The following is a 20,296-nucleotide window of genomic DNA, read 5'->3' as shown; positions in this document are numbered from 1 at the left end:
TTGGACGATGGGGACCGGCCACAAGGCTGGTGGCAATCGAGAGGCTGTCTAGAGTGGGACTTTTTCGCATGACCGAGAGATATAATGCGCGCTTGGCGCTGCTGGCGCCGCTTGTCGCGTCGGGCCTCGCTTTGTCCGGCTGCATGGGCTCTCCGACCTACGGCACCGACAAGACCGCCGGCGAACAGCTGGCCGGCGATATTTCGGGCGCCTTTTCGTTCGCGCCGAAGCGCAAGGAACAGATCGACTACAAGCCGCGTCCGACGCTCGTGAAGCCGGCGCCAGGCCAGAAGGAAGCGCTGCCGGCCCCGCAGGACAGCATCGAGACGGCGAGCGCCGAATGGCCCGAATCGCCCGAGCAGCGCCGCGCCCGCTTGCGCGCCGACGCCACCGCCCATCAGAACGACCCGGCCTATCAGTCGGAGATCATCGACGACGTGCAGACGGACCCGGCCTCGGTGAAGAGGGCGATGGCGGAGTCAGGGTCGAGCCACCCGCCGGCATGGACACCGGCCGATTCCGACAAGGGCCGTGCCGCCGAGATCCAGCGCCGCCTCGCCGACAGCAAGCAAGGCGATCCGAACACCCGAAAATATCTGAGCGAGCCTCCAGTGCAATATCGTGTCGCGGCCGGCACGGCGCCGCAAGATCAGCTTGGCGAGGACGAGTACAAGAAGGAACGCCGCCTCAAGAAAGAGGCGGAAGGCAAGAAGGGCAGCGGCTGGTTCGACTGGATGCCGTCTCTGTAAGAACACCACGTTGTGTCGCCGGGCGTTGCGCCCGGTTCAGCCGCGCCGTTCCCGGAAAAATTCCTTGAGCAATAGACCCGCTTCGGTCTCGCCCATGCCCGGATAGATGTCGGGCGCGTGGTGGCAGGTCGGCGAGGCGAAAAAACGTACGCCATTGACCACGGCACCGCCCTTGTCGTCGGCGGCGCCGAAATAAAGCCGGCGCAGCCGGGCGAAGGAAATGGCGCCGGCGCACATGGCGCAAGGTTCCAGCGTCACATAGAGATCATGGCCGGTCAGCCGCTCGGCCGACAGTTTGCGGCAAGCTTCGCGGATGACCAGCATCTCGGCATGCGCGGTCGGGTCGGCAAGTTCGCGTGTGCGGTTGCCGGCGCTGGCGACAACACCAGCGCCATTGGCGATGACGGCGCCGACCGGCACTTCGCCTCGCAAGGCGGCAGCCTCGGCCTCCTTCAGCGCCAGCGCCATGAAATCGGGCCGCTTCACGCGATTTCCACTCCGATTATCTCCTCGCCACCTGACGGAGCAAGTTCGTTTCGAATGAACCGCACTTGCTCCAGGCTTTTGATTTTCGTTTGTCTTTTTGGAAAAACCGGTCTCCACTTTTCCCTGACAAACTCCAGTGATCCTGTTATTGAGCGCAGGACCTCGAAAATCGGGACTCGGTTTTCGAAAATGATCATGCGCCACATCAAAAGTGCTACAGCGTTCGTTGCGCGCCCGAAAGGATGCGCCACGCTGTAGCAGCGCAAACGGATAAAGGCCACATGGACGACAGCGACAAGAAATTCCGACCCAGGAAGGGTCCGGCCAAGAGTGGGCCGAAAGCCGCGGGACCGCGCAGCCGTGATGGCGCTGCGGGCAAGGGCGGCAAGCCGTCCTTTGGCGCCAAGAAACCTTACGCACCGCGTGGCGATCGGCCGATGGCTGCCGATGGCGAGCGGCCGAAGCGCGATTTCAAGGGCGGCGACAAGCCTTTCAGCAAAGACCCGCGTCCCGAAGGCAAGCCTTTTGAGAAGCGCGAAGGGACGCGCAAGCCCTACGCACCGCGCGGCGACCGCCCGATGGCCGCCGAGGGTGAGCGCAAACCGTATGAGAAGCGCGARGGRMCRCGCAAGCCCTACGCACCGCGCGGCGATCGCCCGGTGGCGGCCGAAGGCGAGCGCAAGCCCTATGAAAAGCGCGAGGGGCCGCGCAAGCCTTATGCGCCACGTGGCGACCGGCCAATGGCCGCCGAAGGCGAGCGCAAGCCCTATGAAAAGCGCGAAGGACCGCGCAAACCCTATGCACCGCGGGGCGACCGGCCGGCTGCGGCGGCAGCGGGCGGCGAAAAGCGTTTCGACCGTCCCAAGCGTGATTTCAGTGACCGCGCGCCGCGCGACGGCGGCGATCGCCCGAAGCGTGACTTCGCCGATCGCCCCAAGCGCGATTTCGGCGATCGCCCGAAGCGGGATTTCAACGATCGGCCGCAAGGCGCGGCAGGCGGCAGCTTCAAGCCACGCCAGCGTCCCGCCGAGGGCGCGGAAGAGGCAGGCGAGCGCATCGCCAAGCGGTTGGCCCGCGCCGGCCTGGCCTCGCGCCGCGATGCCGAGGAGCTGATCGCTGCCGGCCGGGTCAAGGTCAATGGCCGCGCCCTGACTTCACCGGCCTTCAACGTCATGCCTGATGACATCATCCATCTCGACGGCATGGAAATCCCGCCGATCGAGCGCACCCGGCTGTTCCTGTTCCACAAGCCGGCCGGCGTCGTCACCACCAACCGCGATCCCGAGGGCCGCAAGACCGTCTTCGACGTGCTGCCGGCTGAATTGCCGCGGCTGATGACCATCGGCCGGCTCGACATCAACACCGAAGGCCTGCTGCTGCTCACCAATGATGGCGGCCTGTCGCGCGTGCTCGAACTGCCGGCCACCGGCTGGCTGCGCCGCTACCGGGTGCGCGTCCACGGCAAGGTCGAGGAAAGCGCGCTTGCGGGCCTGCGCGAGGGCATTGCCGTTGACGGCGTGTTTTACGGTGCCATCGAAGCCACGCTCGACCGCGAGCAAGGCACCAATGCCTGGCTGACGATCGGCCTGCGCGAGGGCAAGAACCGCGAAGTCAGAAACATTCTCGGCTCGCTCGGCCTCGACGTGACGCGGCTGATCCGCATCTCCTACGGGCCGTTCCAACTCGATGACCTCGCCGAGGGCCATGTGCTCGAGATCAAGGGCAGGGTTCTGCGTGACCAACTCGGCGAGCGCCTGGTCGAGGAATCCGGCGCCAATTTCGACGCCGATGTCACCAAGCCGTTTTCCAACAAGCCGGTGCGGCGCACGGAAGTTCGCGAGCCGGAGCCGGAGCGGCCGAAATTCACCCGCGACGGTGAGCGCCGCCCGATCGGCGAGGGCGGTTTGATCAAGAACCGCAAACGCCGCGAAGGCAGCCGCGACGAGGCTCTGGGCAAGCTGTCGACAAGCCCCGACAGAAGCGCGGAGAAGAGTTTTGGCGAACGCGGCCCGCGTCCCGAACGCAGCTTTGGCGACAAGCCACGCGGCAGTTTTGGAGACAAACCGCGCGGCGGCTTCGGCGACAAGCCGCGTGGTGCTTTTGGCGGCAAGCCGGGCGGCGGCAAGAAATCCGAGCGCGAGCAGCGGCCGATCGAGCCGCCCGGCCAGCGCAAGGCCAATGTCTGGATGGCACCGGGCGCGCGGCCGATCGGCAAGGGCAGGGCCGATGCAGACGCAGCCAAGGCCGCTGAAGCAAAGGCGCGAAAGGCATCGTTCAAACCGACCTATGGCAAACCGGCCGGCGCAAAGCCGTTCGGCAAGCCGCGCGGCGACCGTCCGACCAGCACACGCGGTGAGCGGCCGCGCGGCGGCCCCAAGGGCAAGTAATGCGGATCGTCGGCGGTGAGTTTCGCGGGCGTCCGCTGGCCACGCCGCGCAGCGACGCCATCCGGCCGACGACCGATCGCACCCGCGAGGCGGTCTTCAACGTGCTGGCGCATCGCTTTGCCGAGCAGTTGGACGGCGCGCGCGTGCTCGACCTGTTCGCCGGCACCGGTGCGCTGGGGCTGGAAGCCCTGTCGCGCGGTGCCTCCTACGGCGTCTTCATCGAGGAATCGGCCGAAGGCCGTGGCCTGATCCGCGACAATGTCGAGGCCTTCGGCCTGACCGGCCGCACCAAGATCTTCCGCCGCGATGCCACCGGCCTTGGCGAAGCGGGCACGCTGGCGCCGTTCGGCCTCGTCTTTGCCGACCCGCCCTATGGCAAGGGCCTTGGCGAGCGCGCCTTGCAGTCGGCGAAAGCCGGCGGCTGGCTTCGCCCTGGTGCGCTGTGCGTGGTCGAAGAGGCGGCAGTGGCGCCCTTCGAGCCGGGCCCCGGCTTTTCCGTGCTGGACGAGCGCAACTATGGCGAGACCGTCATCCGCTTTATCGAGGCGGCCTGATACGCCTTCGCGATTGGCGGTTCCTCTCCCCCGCTTCACGGGGGCGAGGAACCGAGCTCCGCCTCTAAAATGACCAACAATTAACTTTGCTTGTCGCCAGTACCTTGCCTATCGTCTGCAGACAGAACCGGAGCCGTTGATGACATCCAGGATTGAATGGCTGCGCGGAACGCTGTTGGCGTCCTCTTTGGCTTTTGTCATGACCAGCCCGGTGGCGGCCGAGAGCCCCGTCTTGCCCAACACGGTTCCGGCCGAGTTCAAGGTCACGGATTTCCTGCTCGACAACGGCATGGAGGTGGTCGTCATTCCCGACCACCGTGCGCCGATCGTCACCCACATGGTCTGGTACAAGATCGGCAGCGCCGACGAGCCGCCCGGCAAATCCGGCATTGCGCATTTCTTCGAACATCTGATGTTCAAGGCGACGACAAACCATGCGGCGGGCGAGTTCGACCGCGCCATCTCCGATATCGGCGGCTCCAACAACGCCTTCACCTCCTACGACTACACCGCCTTCCACGAGACGGTGGCGCCGTCGGCGCTCGAGCTGATGATGAGCTTCGAGGCCGATCGCATGCGCAACCTCATCCTCACCGACGATGTCATCAAGACCGAGCGCGATGTCATCCTCGAGGAGCGCCGCTCGCGCATCGACAACAGCCCCGAGGCCGTGCTGGACGAGGAGGTCGATGCGACGCTGTGGCAGAACCAGCCCTATCGCATCCCGGTCATCGGCTGGATGCAGGAGATGCAGCAGCTGAACCGCGCCGACGCTGTCGCCTTCTATGACAAATATTACCGGCCCAACAACGCGGTGCTGATCGTTGCCGGCGATGTCGAACCGGACACGGTGCGGGCGCTGGCCGAAAAGACCTATGGCAAGGTGGCGCGCGGCCCCGATCTGCCGCCGCGCATCCGTCCGGTCGAGCCGGAGCAGAACACCAAGCGCACGGTGACGCTCGCCGATGCCCGCGTCAGCGTGCCGAGCTTTTCCACCCAATGGGTGGTGCCGTCCTATCACACAGGCAAGCCGGGCGAGGCGGAAGCGCTCGACCTCTTGGCGGAGATCCTCGGCGGCGGCAATCGCAGCCGGCTCTACCAGGCGCTCGTCGTCCAGCAAGGTATCGCATCCAGCGCCGGCGCCTTTTTCCAGGGCACCATGCTCGACGACACCAACTTCACCGTCTATGGCGCGCCGCGCGGGGATGCCAAAATCTCCGACGTCGAAGCGGCGGTCGATGCCGAAGTGGTGCGCATCGTCAAGGATGGCGTCACGCCATCGGAGCTGGAAAAGGCCAAGGACCGCTATGTCAGATCGATGACCTTTGCCCGCGACAAGCAGGATTCCATGGCCAACATCTATGGCTCGACGCTTGCCACCGGCGGCAATGTTCAGGACGTCCAGCAGTGGACGGACCGCATCCGCAAGGTCACGGCAGACGAAGTCAAGGCCGTCGCCGCGCGCTATCTCGTGCTCGCCCGGTCGACCACCGGTTATTTGCTGCCGCAGCAACAGGCGGGGAATTGATTTGATGAAGAGATCGAGCGTTGGCGCTGCCCCTCACCTGCCTGCCGGCATCCTCTCCCCGTACAGTGACGGGGAGAGGGGCGCCGTCATCGCCGGTTTCGCCAGTCACCATGGTTGCAAGACGGAAGCCGAGGTTGCGGCCAGCCTCCTTCTCCCCGTCACTATACGGGGAGAAGTGCCCGGCAGGGCGATGAGGGGCGGCGCCGACTTCGACAATTGTTCGTTTGGAACGACCACCCCGAGCCGCGCCATCGCCCCGCTGATCACTTTACTTCTCTCCATCCTCTTCCTCATCCTGCCGGCACTCACCGCGCGGGCCATGGACATCCAGTCCGTCACCTCGCCAAAGGGCATCACCGCCTGGCTGGTCGAGGACTATTCCGTGCCGGTTGTCGCCATCCGCTTTGTTTTCGGCGGCGGCTCGACGCAGGATCCCGTCGGCAAGGAGGGACTGGCCAATCTGATGACCGGCCTGTTCGACGAAGGCGCCGGACCGCTCGACAGTGAAGACTTCCAGATCAAGCTCGACGATGCCGGCGCCGAGATGAGCTTCGACGAGAGCCGCGACGGCATCTACGGCTCGATGCGCATGCTGGCCGAGCAGCGCGACCAGGCATTCGACCTGTTGCGGCTGGCGGTCAACGAGCCGCGCTTCGACCAGCTGCCGATTGACCGCATCCGCTCCCAGATCCTGTCCGGCATCATCGCCGGCGAAAACGATCCCGACACGGTGGCGCAGAACAAATGGGCGCGAGCGCTTTATGGCGATCATCCCTATTCCCGCTCCGACCAGGGCACCAAGGAAAGCATCGCCACCATCACGCGCGATGATCTCAATGCCTTGCACAAAGCGGTGTTCGCGCGCGGCGGGCTGCGTGTCGCCGTTGTCGGCGCCATCGACGCGGAGACGCTGAAGAAGAAGCTCGACATGGTGTTTGGCGACCTGCCGCAAAACCAGGCGCTCAGGCCGGTGGCCGATATCGACCCGAAGCTGGCGCAGCATATCGAGGTCGACTACGACCTGCCGCAGACCTCCCTGCAGCTCGCTTTTCCCGGCGCGAAACGCAAGGCGGCGGATTTCTTCCCCGCCGTGCTGATGAACGAGATTCTTGGCGGCGGCACCTTCACCTCGCGCTTGTTCCAGGAGGTGCGCGAGAAGCGCGGGCTGGCCTACAGCGTCAACTCCTCGCTCATCAACCAGGACCACGCCAGCGCGCTGATCGTCAGCACCGGCACCCGCTCCGACCGTGCTTCCGAAACGCTGGGCATCATCCGCGACGTGGTCAAGCGACTGGCCGAAGAAGGCCCGACCGAAGCGGAACTGGCGGCCACCAAGAAATACATGATCGGCGCCTACGCCATCAACAATCTGGACTCGTCCAGCGCCATCGCCGCGACACTGGTCGAACTGCAACTCGACGATCTCGGCATCGACTACATGCAGCGCCGCGCCGGCTACATCAACGCGGTGACGCTCGATCAGGTCAAGGCGGCGGCGAAGAAGCTGCTGACCGCCGAGCCGACCATCATGGTCATCGGGCCGAAACTGGCCGGAGCCGGCAAGGGATGAGCCCCGGCACGCATTTCTCTTTTCCGAACGCCGGCGCTGCCCCTCATCGCCCTGCCGGGCACTTCTCCCCGTATAGTAACGGGGAGAAGGGGGTTGGCCGCAACCTCGGCCCCCACCTTGCAACCTTGGTGATTGGCGAAATCGGCGATGGCAGCACCCTTCTCCCCGTCACTATACGGGGAGAGGATGCCGGCAGGCAGGTGAGGGGCGGCGCCAACTTCAACAATTGGCGGTCTCCGTCGCCGGCCAGAAACGAGGCAGGAGTCACGCAAAATGGCGCCTAGCTTCGGCATCGCCTTCGGCGGCGGCGGCGCGCGCGGGCTGGCGCATATCCATGTCATCGAGGCGCTGGACGAGCTGGGCATCAAGCCGGTGGCCATTGCCGGCTCGTCGATCGGCGCCATCATGGGCGCCGGCATGGCATCAGGCATGACCGGCAAGGACATCCACGACTATGCCCGCTCGATCCTCGGCCGCCGCGCCCAAGTGGCGAGCCGCATGTGGCGGGCACGGCCGGGCACCATCGCCGAAGCCATGCAGGGCGGCATCCGCGTCAGCCAGTTCAATGTCGAGCGCATCCTGAAAGCCTTTCTGCCCGAGGCCATTCCCGAAACCTTCGCCGAGCTGCAAATCCCGCTGAAGGTGACGGCGACCGACTATTTCGGCCACAAGCTCGCTGTCTTCGAAGACGGCGACCTGCACTCGGCGCTGGCGGCCTCGGCGGCCATCCCCGCCGTGTTCCGCCCGGTGACACGCGACGGCAGGCTGCTGATCGACGGCGGCATCTACAATCCCGTGCCGTTCGACCTGATTGAGAACGACGCCGACATCATCATCGGCGTCGACGTGGTCGGCGCGCCGGAAGAGGCCGACCGCAAACAGCCGACCTCCGTCGACCTGATGTTCGGCGCCACGCAATTGATGATGCAGTCGATCACCGCCAACAAGCTGAAACAATGCCGCCCCGACATCCTGGTCCGCCCGGCAGTGTCGAGATACCGCGTTCTCGATTTCCTGAAGATCGACGCGCTGATGAACGAGACGGTCGATATCAAGGACGAGCTGAAGCGGCAGGTTGAGAAGGTCGTTGAGGCGAGGAATAGTGCCGCCATCAAGAGGAGGCGGGGGAAACAGGTCGGGTGAGGTGCATCGTCCTCCCACCTGGAAGGAGAGAGCCCAACCGACCTACGATTTCGCCGTCACCGGTGCATACTCCAGCGCCACCACGCCGTTGCTAAATGGTTTTGCGGAAATCAGGTCGAGCGACACCGCCGCGCCGCCTGGGAACAGCGGCTTGCCCTGGCCGACGGTGCCTGGATAGCTGAGCAGCCTGACGCGGTCGACCAGGCCGTGGCGCAGCAATTCCTGCGCGACGCTGAGGCTGCCATGCACGTAGATGTTGCCGCCGCTGCCTTGCTTCAGCGTCCTGACCGCTTCCGGCAGAGGCCCTTTCAGCAATTCGGCCGGCTTCCAGTCGAGCGCCTTCAGGCTGGTCGAGGCGACATATTTAGGCAGCGCGTTGAACCGGTCGGCAAAATCTCCGGTTTCCGTTGGCCAGGAGCCGGCAAAGATCTCATAGGTCGTGCGCCCCAAAAGCATGGCGCCGCTGTCGGCAAGCTCGTCTTCCTTGAACCTGTTCATCTCGTCGTTCCAGGTCACGCTGGGCAGCTTCTCGACCTCGGCAATGCCATCGACGCTGATGAATTCGGTGACGATGAGATTTGGCATGGCGCTCTCCTTCTTCCGTCAGAGGACGAACCGCGTAGGCGCTTTGCGACAGGCAGAGTGAAAAATCGTTATAACTTAGCGAGCAGACACAATCACTGCCATCGGTGCGAGCGACCCGGTGAGAGCCATGCATTTAGCGCACATTTTTGCCGGCCCCGCATAGATGGTAGTTCTCAGCCGTGGATATCCTTGGAATGAGATTTCTGATCTATTGCCAAGATTGTTGAGATCACTACGTTCTATTGATTGGGAGGGGCCAATGAACACTAAAATACATTTCAGCCAAGGCGACACGGTTTTTGACGTCGAAGGCGATGCCGACGTGGTCAGGGAGGTCTATCGTGACCTAAAGGGCGCTCTCGTGGGGCGGCTCGCCATGGTGAAACCTATGCCATTGCGAGAGCATATTGCTGACGCCCTTGAGGATACGGGCGCGACCGAAGTTCAGCGGAAAAAGCCAGTTCGACGAAAGAAGGGAAATAGCGGATCGACTAGCTCCGAGCCTAGGGCGGAAGCTTACCAACCTAGTCTGGTGAAAGACTTGAAGGCGCCGGGATTGGAGGAGTTCTACGGCAAGTTTATTCCCAAGAGCCACAGTGAGAAGGTTCTAATGTTCGCCCATTTTCTGAGAGAAAGCGGTTACGATCCTTGTACGGCGAATCAGATATTTACCTGCTACAAGCTAGTTAATATTGCTAGGCCGAAAGCTTTCAAGCAAGCAATCATTGATGCTCATGGTACGAAGTTCGGTTATGTCGAGTACGGGGGCGTTGATAACATCAGAGTTACCACGATCGGTGAAGATTATCTTAATTTTAAGATGCAGAAAAATAGCTAATTATGAGCGAAGCTCGAAGATTCTATAGTTCAGTGAAGGATGCTCAAGCTCTTAATGATGTCGGAAAGATCGAACTTTTTGTCTATTTCATCACTGAGATAGAAGGATCCGATGTGGCCACGACCCAGAGATTAACTGAGTGCTTTCGAGAATGCAGCCTCACTCCGCCGAAGACTATTCCGCAAATCCTGAACCGAGGCCTCACCTCTAATCCTAAACGCTATGTCAAAGGCAACGTTGGTTATAAGTTGGAATATCACCGCCGGGATGAGTTGGCCAAGCTACTGGGGGCTGAGACGCATACAGTTCAAGTGCCGCCCGAACTGCGAGAATTGGAGGGAAAGCTTCCTGAGGGAGTGGGTAAAACATGGTTTAAGGAAGCGATGGATTGCTATGGCGTCGAGGCCTACCGTGCGGCCCTGATCATGACGTGGATATTCGCGCTAGATCACCTTCTGAACTACATACTCGCCCACAAGCTTGTTGAGTTCAATGCGGCCTTGGCGGCTCACCCTGACCAAAGGACAGTCAAGAAGGTTGGTCTGGTTACTGCGCGTGATGACTTCGGCCCAATCGGCGAGGAAATGCTGCTCGATCTTTGCAAAACGGCAAAGATCGTATCGGCAGATGTTCGCCGCATCATGGGCGTGGCCCTTGGTGTTAGGAATACCGCAGCGCATCCCTCAGGTGTGGTCGTTACGCGGTCCAAGTTCGTAACTATCGCCGAGGATTTAGTTTTGAACGTCGTGCTCAAATATCTGATTTAACTTGACCAGATAGTGGCTCTTTAGCCGAGCCATCGATTGGTAACTATCGTTTTCGGCGGGCAGATGAGCCTCAGTCCTTCGCCCGCTCCACATAGGCCCCATCAGCTGTCATCACCACCACGCGGGTGCCTGGTGCGATGTGCGGCGGCACCAGGGTGCGCACGCCGTTGGAGAGCACGGCCGGCTTGTAGGACGACGAGGCCGTCTGGCCCTTGGTCGTCGGCTCGGTTTCCACCACTTCGAAGGTGGCGCGCTGCGGCAGCACCAGGGAAATGGCGATACCGTTGAACTGCGACACTTGCACGGCCATGCCTTCCAGCAGGTAAGGCGCCATGTCGCCGACCACGGCTTCCGACACCGCGACCTGGTCGTAGCTTTCCGGGTTCATGAAATGAAAGCCTTCGCCGTCGCGATAGAGGAAGGTGTGCTCGCGCTCCTCCACATAGGCGCGCTCCACCTGCTCGGTGGTGCGGTAGCGCTCCGAAACCTTCACCCCGTCGCCGATGCGGCGCATGTCGAGCTGCGTTACCGGCGTGCCCTTGCCTGGGTGGATGTTTTCGGCAAAGAGGATCACATAAAGCTTGCCGTCCTTGTCGACGACATTGCCTTTGCGGAGCGAACTGGCGATGACTTTCACCACGGTTTTAAATCCTGCAAGAGTTGACTGGCGTTTGCCGGCTTGTGCGGCGCTGGATGGGGGCCTAGCGCATCTTGGCCGTCGCCGCCAGCCCCCTTCCACCATGATCCGAGCCGCATGACCGAAGCTTCGCCCTGGTGGACGCCTGACGTTCATGCCGACCGCCGCCCGCGGCTGATGCTGCGCAACGGCATCGCCGCCAGCTTGCGCGACTGGTTCGCCGCCCATGATTTCGTCGAGGTGCAGACGGCGGCCCTGCAGGTCTCGCCCGGCAATGAGGCGCATCTGGCGGCTTTCGCCACCGATGCGATCGGGCCGGACGGCGCAAGGGCGCCGCTCTATCTCCACACCTCGCCGGAGTTTGCCTGCAAGAAGCTGCTCGCCGCCGGTGAGGTCAGGATTTTCAGCTTCGGCCCGGTCTACCGCAACCGTGAGCGCGGCCCCTTGCACCATCCCGAATTCACCATGCTCGAATGGTACAGGGTGGGCGAGGCCTATGAGAGCCTGATGCTGGATTGCGCGGCCTTTCTGGCGCTGGCCGCGACAAGGGCAGGGGCTACTCTTTTCTCGTTTCGTGGCCGCGACTGCGATCCGTTCGCCGAGCCGGAACGGCTGACGGTGGCGGACGCTTTCACCCGCTATTCCGGCATCGATCTGCTGGCCACGGTCGCCGCCGACGGAAGCACCGATCGCGACGCGCTGTACGCTGCCTTGATCCGGGCCGGCATGCGCACCGCGCCCGACGACAGCTGGGCGGACCTGTTCAGCCGGGTGATGGTGGAAAAGGTCGAGCCATTCCTCGGGCAGGGCCGCGCGACCATACTGTGCGAATATCCGGTGGCCGAGGCGGCATTGGCCCGGCCGAGCCCGCGCGACCCACGCGTCGCCGAGCGCTTCGAGCTCTATTGCTGCGGCGTCGAACTCGCCAACGGCTTTGGCGAACTGACCGATGCCGACGAGCAGCGCCGGCGCTTCGTCATCGAGATGGACGAGAAGCAGCGCATCTATGGCGAGCGCTATCCGCTGGACGAGGATTTCCTCGCCGCCCTTGCCATCATGCCGCCGGCCAGCGGCATCGCGCTCGGCTTCGACCGGCTCGTCATGCTGGCGACAGGCGCGCAAAAAATCGAGGACGTGATCTGGACGCCTGTTGCCTGAGGCGCGGAAAGATCTGGCCTATTCGATTCCAGGGATCAAGACTGGACCGTGACCCCGAACCAAGAGACCACATGATCGGTACTGGATTTCACGGTCAATCGGGAAGATCTACAGTGGCTGCTTCTGAAACGGTCGAAATCGCCATCGTCGGCGCCGGAGTTGTCGGGCTGGCGACGGCACTTCGCCTTGTCGCGGACGGCCGCGAAATCCTGCTCATCGATCCGAACGAGCCGGGCTCCGGTGCGTCATCAGGCAATGCCGGAACGATCGCCGAATATGCCTGCATGCCGGTCGGCACTCCTGCGGTGCTGCGGGCGTTGCCAAAGCTGCTGCTTGATCCCGACAGCCCGTTTTCGCTGCGCTGGCCGGCGCTGCTGCAGCTGGCGCCATGGCTCGTTCGGTTCATGCGGCAATCGCTGCCGGCGGCCACCCGGGCCAATGCGCTGGCGCTCGCCGGACTGCTGGCCGACGCCCTCCCGGCCTGGGAAGACATGGCCGGGGAGGCCGGCCTGGAGGACCAGCTGCGCCGCAATGGCTGTCTTTACCTCTATCGCCGCGAGAGCGATTTTGCCGCTGGCGCCAGCGGCCGGGCAATGCGCGCTGGGTTTGGCATCCGCCAAGAGGTGCTGACTCCCGAAGAGGTGGCGGCGCTTGAGCCGGGCCTGCCGGCGACAGCAGCGCATGGCGTGTATTTTCCCGACTCGATCAATGTCACCGATCCGGCAATGGTGATGCGGCGGTTGCTGGGCGCGGTGAGTGCCCGTGGTGCATCGGTGAAGCAGGCTGAGATCACCGGACTGCAGGTCGAGGCTGACGGTGTCCAGCTCAGCGGACCCGGCGTTCGCATCAAGGCTGGCACGGTGGTGATCGCCGCCGGTGCACGGTCGCGCGCACTGGCCGCGCAGGCCGGCGACAGGATTCCGCTCGAGACCGAGCGCGGCTATCATCTGGAATTCCAGACCGACGCGCCGCTGCTCAACCGACCTGTCTGTCCCGTCGATCTTGGTTTCTACCTGACGCCGATGGCTGGCCGCTTGCGGGTCGCCGGCACCGTCGAACTCGGCGGCCTGGTCGCGCCGCCAAATCCGCGCCGGCTGGCGCTGCTTGACCGTGGCGCCAGGCAAATTTTTCCCGGGCTCGGCTCGCCTGCCTCGCAATGGCTCGGCTTCCGGCCGTCCCTGCCGGATTCCAGGCCGGTCATCGGCGCTTCGCGCGGCAGCTCCCGCGTAATTCATGCTTTCGGGCACGGCCATCTCGGCCTGACGCTGGCTCCGATCACCGCGCGGCTGGTCGCCGACTTGATCGGCGGACGCGGCGATCCGGCCCGGCTCGCACCTTTCGCGGCGGGCCGTTTCGGCCGTTGATCGACCGATGCCCTCGATCTGAGTTAGTGCGCGAAAACCTGCTCCAGCGAGCGAAAACCCTTGAATTCCAGGGCGTTGCCCGAGGGATCGCGGATGAACAGCGTCGCCTGTTCGCCGGGCTCGCCCTTGAAACGCACCATCGGCCGTTCCAGCCAGTCGATGTCGTCGCGCGCCTCCAGCCGCGTCGCCAGGCGCTGCCAGTCGTCCATCAAGAGCACCGCGCCGAAATGCGGGATCGGCACGACGATGCCGTCGACCTTGCCGTCACTGGGGGCCTGTGCGGCCTGCGGCCGCAGATGCGCCGACATCTGGTGGCCGTAGAGGTCGAAATCGACCCAGGTCGCGGATGAACGGCCGATCGCACAGCCCAGCACCTCGCCATAGAAAACGCGGGTTTCATCGAGATCACGGACCGGGAAGGCGAGATGGAAAGGCGTCATCGAAATGCTCCGTGCAAGCTGCGAACCGATTTTGCGTCACAGGGTTCGCGGTTTTGAACCGCCCACCCTGCATTTTGATTGAAGCCTATGCCATTGCACAAGCCGGACCGGAACAATAGATGGGTGGGCAACGGCCGCACACCGGCCGCACCAGCAGGATTTCAGGCATGACCGATATATCAGACGCAGCAAAATTGACCGACCGCGTCGCGGCCCTGGTCGAGGCTGCCAAGAAGGCCGGCGCCGATGCCGCCGACGCGGTGGCCGTCCGCGGCCGCTCGACCGGCGTGTCGGTGCGTCTCGGCAAGGTCGAGGCTACGGAAGCCTCCGAGAGCGAGGATGTGGCGCTGCGTGTTTTCGTCGGCGGCCGCGTGGCGAGTGTCTCGGCGACAGCGGCGTCCGACCCGAAAACGCTGGCCGAACGCGCTGTTTCCATGGCGAGAGTCTCGCCTGAGGATCCCTATCAGGGGTTGGCCGACCCGGCATTGCTGGCCAAACAGACACGCGATCTCGATCTGTTCGACGCCACCGAAGTGTCCGCCGACCAGTTGAAGGAAGCCGCATTGGCGGCGGAAGCGGCGGCACTTGCCGTCAAGGGCGTGACCAATTCGGCCGGCGCCAGCGCCGGTGCCGGCCTCGGCGGCCTGGTGCTGGCCACCTCGCACGGCTTCCTCGGCCATTATGTCGGTTCGCGTTTCTCGCGCTCGGCCAGCGTCATCGCCGGCGAGGGCACCGGCATGGAGCGCGACTATGAATTCTCCTCGCGCCAGCACTTCGCCGATCTCGATGCGCCCGAAGACATCGGCCGCAAGGCCGGCGAACGCGCGGTGCGCCGCATCGGCGCGCGCAAGGCGGCAACCGGGCCGGTCGACGTGGTGTTCGACCCGCGCGTCGCGCGTGGCATCGCCGGCCATCTGGCCGGCGCCATCAACGGTGCCTCGGTGGCGCGCAAGACGTCTTTCCTGCGCGACATGATGGGCAGGCAGGTGGCCGCCTCCGCCATCACCGTCACCGACGAGCCGCTCCGGCTGCGTGGCCAGGCCTCGCGTCCGTTCGACGGCGAGGGTGTCGAGGGCGAAAAGCTGTTGATGGTCGAGAAGGGCGTGCTCAACCACTGGTTCCTGTCGACCTCGGCGGCGCGGGAACTGGGCCTCGTCACCAACGGCCGCGGCGCGCGCGGCGGCTCCTCCGTGACGCCATCCTCCACCAATCTCGCCATCGAACCGGGCGAGCGGTCGCCGGAAGAGCTGATCAAATCGCTCAGGACCGGCTTCTACGTCACCGAAGTGTTCGGCCAGGGCGTCGACATGGTCACCGGCGAATACAGCCGTGGCGCCTCGGGTTTCTGGATCGAGAACGGTGAACTGGCCTATCCGGTCGCCGAGGTCACCATCGCGTCGAACCTGAAGACGATGTTCCTCAACATGGTGCCGGCCGATGACCTCGACCGCAATTTCGGCACCGCCGCCCCAACGCTCCTGCTCGAAGGCATGACCCTTGCCGGAGCATGATCTCACCATAGCCGGGGCCACCGAAGATTTGCCGCTGCTGCGCGATGCCGCCCGCGAGGCGGGGCTCATCGCCATGCGCTACTTCGGCAACAGCCCGCAAGTCTGGATGAAGGGCGGCACATCGCCGGTCAGCGAGGCCGACCACGCCGCCGATGCCTATCTGCGCGAAACATTGCTGGCGGCGCGGCCCGATTATGGCTGGCTGTCGGAAGAGACAGTCGACGATCCGGTCCGGCTTTCGGCACGCCGCACCTTCGTCGTCGACCCGATCGACGGCACGCGCGGTTTTCTGGAAGGCCAGCGCACCTGGTGCGTCAGCGTCGCCGTGGTCGAGCGTGGCCGTACGCTGGCCGGCGTGCTGGAATGCCCGGCGATGGAGGAGACCTATTGGGCGCTGCCCGGCCAGGGCGCCTTCCGCAACGGCAAGCGCATTGCGGTTCGCAAGCTGGCGGATACGGCCGAGATTTCCGGGCTGAAGCAGTTGACCGACCTGATGCCGGCCGAATGGCAGGCGCGGCTGAAGCGGGCGCCCTACAGCCCTTCGCTCGCCTATCGGCTGGCTATGATTGCCAATGGCGCGCTGGATGCCACTTTCGTCAAGCCGAATGCGCATGACTGGGATATTGCCGCGGCCGACCTCATCCTGCGCGAGGCCGGCGGCCAGCTGCTCGACCAGCACGGTCGCGCTCCGCTCTATGCCGGCGAGGTGACCCGTCACGGCGCCCTTGCTGCCGGCAGCGGTGAATTGCTGGCCGTGCTCGCTGGCGTCATCGCCGGCCTGGACGCGTGAAGGCGTTTTCCCCGGCGAGATGAATTCATCTCGCCCTAAAGGTTCCAAAGTTGGCGGCTTTGGTCTAGACCTGTGACAAACTCACGATATGTGAAGGACCGACATGGCCGCGGAAGACGGAAAGAAACAGCTTTTGCATCTGGTGTTCGGTGGCGAACTCAAGAAGCTTGGCGGCACCGAATTCCGCGATCTCGAGGGCCTCGATATCGTCGGCATCTATCCCGACTATCAATCCGCGCACACGGCGTGGAAAGCCAAGGCGCAAGCCAGCGTGGACAACGCCCACATGCGTTACTTCGTCGTTCATCTGCACCGGCTGCTGGACCCCGACAACAAGGCTGCCGGTTGACTTCGATGGAGCATGACCTGGCGAAAGGGCCAGCAAGCGATGCCGCGCCCACGGGCAGGGGACGCAGCCGCACGACCAAGGCCTTCTGGCGCAAGATACGCCAACCGCTGGCGCAGTCGCGATTCGTCAAGAACGCCATCGCCAGCCTGTTCGCCCAGTTCGTGCGCTTCGTGCGCCTCACCAATCGCGTCGTCGAAGGATCGGCACGGTTTTCGGGCGGTGCCTATACCGAGTTCGAGCCTGGCATCATCGCCTTGTGGCACGGCCAGCATCTGCTGACGCCGGCCTATTACCCCAAGCGCAAGCCGCTGGTCGCCATGGTTTCGCGCAGTGCCGATGCCGAGCTCAACGCTTTGATGCTGGAGAAATTCGGCATCGAGGCAGTGCGCGGCTCCGGCGGGCGGGAAAATGCCAGGCATCTCGACAAGGGCGGGGCAAAAGCGCTTATCGCCCTGAAAAAGTCGCTCGCCGTCGGCAAGAACGTCGCCATGATCGCAGATATTCCGCACGGCACGCCGCGAGACGCAGGGCTTGGTATCGTTCTCCTGGCTCGCCTCTCGGGTCGGCCGCTAGTGCCCGTCGCCATCACCACCAGCCGTCGCAAGGTGCTGGAGAAGAGCTGGGACAAGACCACCATCAACCTGCCGTTCGGCCGTTCGTCGATCGTCATCGGCCAGCCGATCTTCGTGGCGGCCGGCGCCGATGACGCCGAAATGGAGCGCAAGCGCCAGGAAGTGACGACCGCGCTCAATGCCGCGACCGCCGAGGCCTACCGTCTCGTGGATGCTCCGCGATGAGCGGCCGCTGGGCGCGAGCCATGCTGTCGGCATACCGTTTCGCAGGTGCGGCTGCCTATCCGCTGGTCGGGCCTTATGTTGCCTGGCGCACCTCGCGCGGCAAGGAAGACCGCTATCGCCGCCGCGAGCGCTATGGCGTCGCCGGCCGCGCGCGCCCCGACGGGCCGGTGATCTGGATCCACGCGGCGAGCGTCGGCGAGACCATCGCCGTCGTGCCGCTGGTCGAAAGCATTCTCGACTACGGCGTCAACATCGTGCTGACGACCGGCACGGTCACCTCGGCGCAGGTCGCCGATGAGCGTCTCGGTGACCGGATCATCCACCAATACGTACCGCTCGATCTCAAGCCGGCGGTCAGCCGGTTCCTCGATCACTGGCAGCCGGATCTGGCGATCATCGCCGAATCCGAAATCTGGCCGATGACCATCCTCGAGCTTGGCGCGCGCCGCGTGCCGCAGGTGCTGGTCAATGGCAGGCTCTCCGACCGCTCGTTCAAGTCGTGGAAGAAACGCGCCAACATCGCTGAGGCGTTGTTCGAGAACCTGGCTCACGTCGTGGCGCAGTCGGATGTCGATGGCGAGCGGTTTCTGGCGCTCGGCGCCCGGCCGGTCACCGTGTCGGGCAATCTCAAGGTCGATACCTCGCCGCCGCCCGTCGACGAACGGGCGCTGGCGACGCTGCGGCGGCAGATAGGCACGCGCCCGACCTGGGCGGCGATCTCGACCCATGACGGCGAGGAAGTGGTCGCGGCTGAAGTCCACGCGACGCTGCACAAGCGCCACCATGGTATCCTGACGATCGTCGTTCCGCGTCATCCCGATCGCGGCGAGGCGCTTGCGGCACAAATTTCCGGCATGGGCCTGAAGGTCGCGCGACGCAGCAAGGGCGACAGGATAGCCGCCGACACGGATATATTGCTCGGCGACACGATCGGCGAGATGGGGCTCTATCTCCGGCTGACCGAAATCGCCTTCGTCGGCCGCTCGCTGACCTCCGAGGGTGGCCAGAACCCGCTGGAGCCGGCCATGCTCGACACGGCGGTTCTCGCCGGGCGCAATGTTCAGAATTTTCGCGAGGCCTACCAGCGTCTGCTCGACAGCGGCGGCGCCAAGCTGGTGCGCGATCGCGACATGCTGGCCGGCGCCGTCAATTTCCTCCTGACCAACGAAGTGGCGCGCCACGAGATGATGGCGGCGGGTGTGGCGACCGTCGACGAGATGCGTGGCGCGCTGGCGCGCACGCTGAAATCGCTTGAGCCCTATATCCAGCCGCTGGTCGTCAAGTCGCGCCTGAAGGGCGCGAACGGTCGCTAGCGTGGCCTCTGAAGCACCACCATTCTGGTGGGAAGAGCCGGACTGGCGGGTCCTGGCACTGTCGCCGCTATCGGCCATCTATGCGGCCGCCGCCGGCCGCGGCATGCGGCGGGCCAAGCGCGAGAAGATCGAAGCACCCGTTCTGTGCATCGGCAATTTCACGGTTGGCGGCACCGGCAAGACACCGGTGGCCATCGCGCTCGCCGAGCAGGCGAAGCGAATGCATCTGAAACCAGGCTTCCTGTCGCGCGGCCATGGCGGCTCGTTCGCCGAGCCTCACGTGGTCGATATCGACCATGACAGTGCCAGGCATGTCGGTGACGAACCGCTGCTGCTCGCCGAACACGCGCCGGTGGCGGTGACGCCGAACCGCGCCGCCGGCGCCCGGCTGCTGCTGGAACGGCATGGCTGCGATTTCCTGATCATGGATGATGGCTTCCAGAGCGCCCGCATCCACATCGACTACGCGCTGGTCGTCGTCGACGCGCGCTATGGGATCGGCAATGGCCGCGTCATTCCGGGCGGGCCGCTCAGGGCCAAAATCGTCGACCAGTTGGTCTTCACCAGCGGGCTGTTGAAAATGGGCGAGGGCACTGCCGCCGACAGCGTGGTCCGCCAGGCGGCACGCGCCGGCCGGCCGATCTTCGAGGCCCATACAGAGCCAAGCGGCAAGGCAGGGCTTGCCGGCAAGCGGTTCCTCGCCTTCGCCGGTATCGGCCATCCCGAGAAATTCTTCGACACGGTGCGCGAAGCCGGCGGCGAGCTGGCATTGACGCGGCCGTTTCCGGACCATCATTTCTATGCCGAGGACGAACTTGCCGAGTTGGTGGCGACCGCACGCGCCGAAGGGCTGGTGCTCATCACCACCGCCAAGGACGCCGCCCGACTGCGCCACGGCGCCTCACAGGACTTTCTCGACCGGCTCGAGGTGCTGGAGATCGACACTGTCTTCGAACTCGATCACGTTCCCGAGCGCATCATCGACGAGACGCTCGATGCCTGGCGCCAGCGCAAGCTGAAGGGTTAACCGCGTTTACGCAGCTCCGGATGCATCTCGATTTCGCGGCGCAGCGAGGCGGTGGCGCTGATGTAGGGCTCCTGCCTGGCGACGCTCCAGTATTTCAACTCGTCGAGCGGAATGCTTTCGCCTGTCACCGCGCAACGCACGAACGCGCCGGGACTGGTAACCTGGAAGTCGCCATCCAGATAGCGGATGCGGGCTTCCTTGCCGCCGGGGCCTTCGAAACGGTTCATCATGCGGGGACGCCAGGGTTCATGAGGATTTCATCGCCATAAATTCCCGGCGAGGTCAAGCATGCGACAAGCCTGA

At 64.3% G+C, this 20,296-nt stretch carries 21 protein-coding genes; 16 read left to right on the top strand and 5 right to left on the bottom strand.

Annotated elements, in window-relative coordinates; all coding sequences use genetic code 11:
* Nucleotides 1-68 precede the first annotated feature (68 nt).
* Nucleotides 69-749: a hypothetical protein gene (locus EJ079_RS28310; protein WP_127271160.1), complete on the top strand. Its 681-nt coding sequence runs from the start codon at nt 69-71 to the stop codon at nt 747-749.
* Between the two features lie 36 nt (nt 750-785).
* Here EJ079_RS28310 and EJ079_RS28305 read toward each other — a convergent pair whose 3' ends face one another.
* Complete coding sequence (locus EJ079_RS28305; RefSeq protein WP_127271509.1) at nt 786-1,235, bottom strand: nucleoside deaminase; 450 nt, start codon at nt 1,233-1,235, stop codon at nt 786-788.
* Between the two features lie 281 nt (nt 1,236-1,516).
* On the opposite strand from EJ079_RS28305, the gene EJ079_RS28300 reads away from it, so the two are divergent.
* The 5 genes from EJ079_RS28300 (at nt 1,517) to EJ079_RS28270 (ending at nt 8,417) form a co-directional block, all read left to right on the top strand.
* Nucleotides 1,517-3,622 (top strand): pseudouridine synthase, encoded by a 2,106-nt coding sequence (locus EJ079_RS28300; protein ID WP_127810767.1) that lies wholly within the window; start codon nt 1,517-1,519, stop codon nt 3,620-3,622.
* Nucleotides 3,622-4,176 (top strand): 16S rRNA (guanine(966)-N(2))-methyltransferase RsmD, encoded by a 555-nt coding sequence (gene rsmD / locus EJ079_RS28295; RefSeq protein ID WP_127810766.1) that lies wholly within the window; start codon nt 3,622-3,624, stop codon nt 4,174-4,176. The genes EJ079_RS28300 and rsmD overlap by 1 nt, the downstream gene beginning before the upstream one ends.
* Nucleotides 4,177-4,315: 139 nt before the next feature.
* Nucleotides 4,316-5,704, top strand: a complete 1,389-nt coding sequence (locus tag EJ079_RS28290) for a pitrilysin family protein (RefSeq protein WP_127810765.1) — start codon at nt 4,316-4,318, stop codon at nt 5,702-5,704.
* Between the two features lie 4 nt (nt 5,705-5,708).
* Nucleotides 5,709-7,274 (top strand): pitrilysin family protein, encoded by a 1,566-nt coding sequence (locus EJ079_RS28280; protein WP_245481747.1) that lies wholly within the window; start codon nt 5,709-5,711, stop codon nt 7,272-7,274.
* Between the two features lie 273 nt (nt 7,275-7,547).
* Nucleotides 7,548-8,417, top strand: coding sequence for a patatin-like phospholipase family protein (locus EJ079_RS28270; protein WP_127810764.1), 870 nt, complete (start codon nt 7,548-7,550; stop codon nt 8,415-8,417).
* Between the two features lie 42 nt (nt 8,418-8,459).
* Here the strand turns inward: EJ079_RS28270 and EJ079_RS28265 are convergent, their stop codons facing one another.
* On the bottom strand, nt 8,460-9,002 hold the full coding sequence (locus tag EJ079_RS28265; RefSeq protein ID WP_127810763.1) for a dihydrofolate reductase family protein: 543 nt from the start codon (nt 9,000-9,002) through the stop codon (nt 8,460-8,462).
* Nucleotides 9,003-9,261: 259 nt separating this feature from the next.
* Here EJ079_RS28265 and EJ079_RS28260 point away from each other — a divergent pair, with 259 nt between their 5' ends.
* Nucleotides 9,262-9,840, top strand: a complete 579-nt coding sequence (locus EJ079_RS28260) for a hypothetical protein (protein WP_127810762.1) — start codon at nt 9,262-9,264, stop codon at nt 9,838-9,840.
* Between the two features lie 2 nt (nt 9,841-9,842).
* Nucleotides 9,843-10,607, top strand: coding sequence for a hypothetical protein (locus EJ079_RS28255; RefSeq protein ID WP_127810761.1), 765 nt, complete (start codon nt 9,843-9,845; stop codon nt 10,605-10,607).
* A 70-nt stretch (nt 10,608-10,677) separates the two neighbouring features.
* Here EJ079_RS28255 and efp read toward each other — a convergent pair whose 3' ends face one another.
* The gene (efp, locus tag EJ079_RS28250) at nt 10,678-11,247 is read right to left on the bottom strand and encodes an elongation factor P (RefSeq protein WP_027038615.1); all 570 of its coding nucleotides are present in this window, start codon (nt 11,245-11,247) and stop codon (nt 10,678-10,680) included.
* Nucleotides 11,248-11,361: 114 nt separating this feature from the next.
* Between efp and epmA the strand changes: the two genes are divergently transcribed.
* Nucleotides 11,362-12,402 carry an EF-P lysine aminoacylase EpmA gene (epmA, locus tag EJ079_RS28245; RefSeq protein WP_127810760.1) on the top strand — a complete coding sequence of 347 codons (1,041 nt, stop codon included), beginning with the start codon at nt 11,362-11,364 and terminating at the stop codon, nt 12,400-12,402.
* Between the two features lie 113 nt (nt 12,403-12,515).
* Nucleotides 12,516-13,766, top strand: a complete 1,251-nt coding sequence (locus EJ079_RS28240; protein ID WP_127810759.1) for an FAD-dependent oxidoreductase — start codon at nt 12,516-12,518, stop codon at nt 13,764-13,766.
* 23 nt (nt 13,767-13,789) lie between these two features.
* On the opposite strand, the gene EJ079_RS28235 is transcribed toward EJ079_RS28240, so the two are convergent.
* Nucleotides 13,790-14,206: a VOC family protein gene (locus EJ079_RS28235; protein WP_013532348.1), complete on the bottom strand. Its 417-nt coding sequence runs from the start codon at nt 14,204-14,206 to the stop codon at nt 13,790-13,792.
* A 167-nt stretch (nt 14,207-14,373) separates the two neighbouring features.
* Between EJ079_RS28235 and EJ079_RS28230 the strand changes: the two genes are divergently transcribed.
* The 6 genes from EJ079_RS28230 to lpxK all read left to right on the top strand — a co-directional run bounded on the left by EJ079_RS28230 (nt 14,374) and on the right by lpxK (nt 19,993).
* Entirely contained in the window at nt 14,374-15,717 is a 1,344-nt protein-coding gene (locus EJ079_RS28230) for a TldD/PmbA family protein (RefSeq protein WP_127810758.1), read from the top strand.
* On the top strand, nt 15,704-16,507 hold the full coding sequence (locus EJ079_RS28225; RefSeq protein WP_127810757.1) for a 3'(2'),5'-bisphosphate nucleotidase CysQ: 804 nt from the start codon (nt 15,704-15,706) through the stop codon (nt 16,505-16,507). The genes EJ079_RS28230 and EJ079_RS28225 overlap by 14 nt, the downstream gene beginning before the upstream one ends.
* Nucleotides 16,508-16,610: 103 nt before the next feature.
* On the top strand, nt 16,611-16,856 hold the full coding sequence (locus tag EJ079_RS28220) for a DUF4170 domain-containing protein (RefSeq protein WP_127257990.1): 246 nt from the start codon (nt 16,611-16,613) through the stop codon (nt 16,854-16,856).
* A 5-nt stretch (nt 16,857-16,861) separates the two neighbouring features.
* Nucleotides 16,862-17,653 carry a lysophospholipid acyltransferase family protein gene (locus tag EJ079_RS28215; protein ID WP_013532344.1) on the top strand — a complete coding sequence of 264 codons (792 nt, stop codon included), beginning with the start codon at nt 16,862-16,864 and terminating at the stop codon, nt 17,651-17,653.
* A complete protein-coding gene (gene waaA / locus EJ079_RS28210) occupies nt 17,650-18,966 on the top strand; it encodes a lipid IV(A) 3-deoxy-D-manno-octulosonic acid transferase (RefSeq protein ID WP_127398091.1) in 1,317 nt (438 codons plus the stop codon). The genes EJ079_RS28215 and waaA overlap by 4 nt, the downstream gene beginning before the upstream one ends.
* 1 nt (nt 18,967) lies before the next feature.
* Nucleotides 18,968-19,993: a tetraacyldisaccharide 4'-kinase gene (lpxK, locus tag EJ079_RS28205; protein ID WP_127398093.1), complete on the top strand. Its 1,026-nt coding sequence runs from the start codon at nt 18,968-18,970 to the stop codon at nt 19,991-19,993.
* On the opposite strand, the gene EJ079_RS28200 is transcribed toward lpxK, so the two are convergent.
* Nucleotides 19,990-20,223, bottom strand: coding sequence for a DUF2093 domain-containing protein (locus tag EJ079_RS28200; protein WP_031213688.1), 234 nt, complete (start codon nt 20,221-20,223; stop codon nt 19,990-19,992). The genes lpxK and EJ079_RS28200 overlap by 4 nt on opposite strands.
* Between the last annotated feature and the right edge of the window lie 73 nt (nt 20,224-20,296).

It is taken from the genome of Mesorhizobium sp. M7A.F.Ce.TU.012.03.2.1 (assembly GCF_004006095.1).
Lineage (GTDB): Bacteria > Pseudomonadota > Alphaproteobacteria > Rhizobiales > Rhizobiaceae > Mesorhizobium.
The sequence above is the reverse complement of the archived record's forward strand: the minus strand, read 5'-3'. Positions and strand labels throughout refer to the sequence as shown.

Coding starts and splice junctions, on each gene's coding strand:
- EJ079_RS28255 (WP_127810761.1), top strand. CDS start 9,843: ATGAGCGAAGCTCGAAGATTCTATAGTTCAGTGAAGGATGCTCAAGCT.
- EJ079_RS28260 (WP_127810762.1), top strand. CDS start 9,262: ATGAACACTAAAATACATTTCAGCCAAGGCGACACGGTTTTTGACGTC.
- EJ079_RS28220 (WP_127257990.1), top strand. CDS start 16,611: ATGGCCGCGGAAGACGGAAAGAAACAGCTTTTGCATCTGGTGTTCGGT.
- EJ079_RS28235 (WP_013532348.1), bottom strand. CDS start 14,206: ATGACGCCTTTCCATCTCGCCTTCCCGGTCCGTGATCTCGATGAAACC.
- epmA (WP_127810760.1), top strand. CDS start 11,362: ATGACCGAAGCTTCGCCCTGGTGGACGCCTGACGTTCATGCCGACCGC.
- EJ079_RS28310 (WP_127271160.1), top strand. CDS start 69: ATGACCGAGAGATATAATGCGCGCTTGGCGCTGCTGGCGCCGCTTGTC.
- EJ079_RS28280 (WP_245481747.1), top strand. CDS start 5,709: ATGAAGAGATCGAGCGTTGGCGCTGCCCCTCACCTGCCTGCCGGCATC.
- EJ079_RS28230 (WP_127810758.1), top strand. CDS start 14,374: ATGACCGATATATCAGACGCAGCAAAATTGACCGACCGCGTCGCGGCC.
- EJ079_RS28215 (WP_013532344.1), top strand. CDS start 16,862: ATGGAGCATGACCTGGCGAAAGGGCCAGCAAGCGATGCCGCGCCCACG.
- rsmD (WP_127810766.1), top strand. CDS start 3,622: ATGCGGATCGTCGGCGGTGAGTTTCGCGGGCGTCCGCTGGCCACGCCG.
- EJ079_RS28200 (WP_031213688.1), bottom strand. CDS start 20,223: ATGATGAACCGTTTCGAAGGCCCCGGCGGCAAGGAAGCCCGCATCCGC.
- EJ079_RS28265 (WP_127810763.1), bottom strand. CDS start 9,002: ATGCCAAATCTCATCGTCACCGAATTCATCAGCGTCGATGGCATTGCC.
- EJ079_RS28290 (WP_127810765.1), top strand. CDS start 4,316: ATGACATCCAGGATTGAATGGCTGCGCGGAACGCTGTTGGCGTCCTCT.
- EJ079_RS28270 (WP_127810764.1), top strand. CDS start 7,548: ATGGCGCCTAGCTTCGGCATCGCCTTCGGCGGCGGCGGCGCGCGCGGG.
- waaA (WP_127398091.1), top strand. CDS start 17,650: ATGAGCGGCCGCTGGGCGCGAGCCATGCTGTCGGCATACCGTTTCGCA.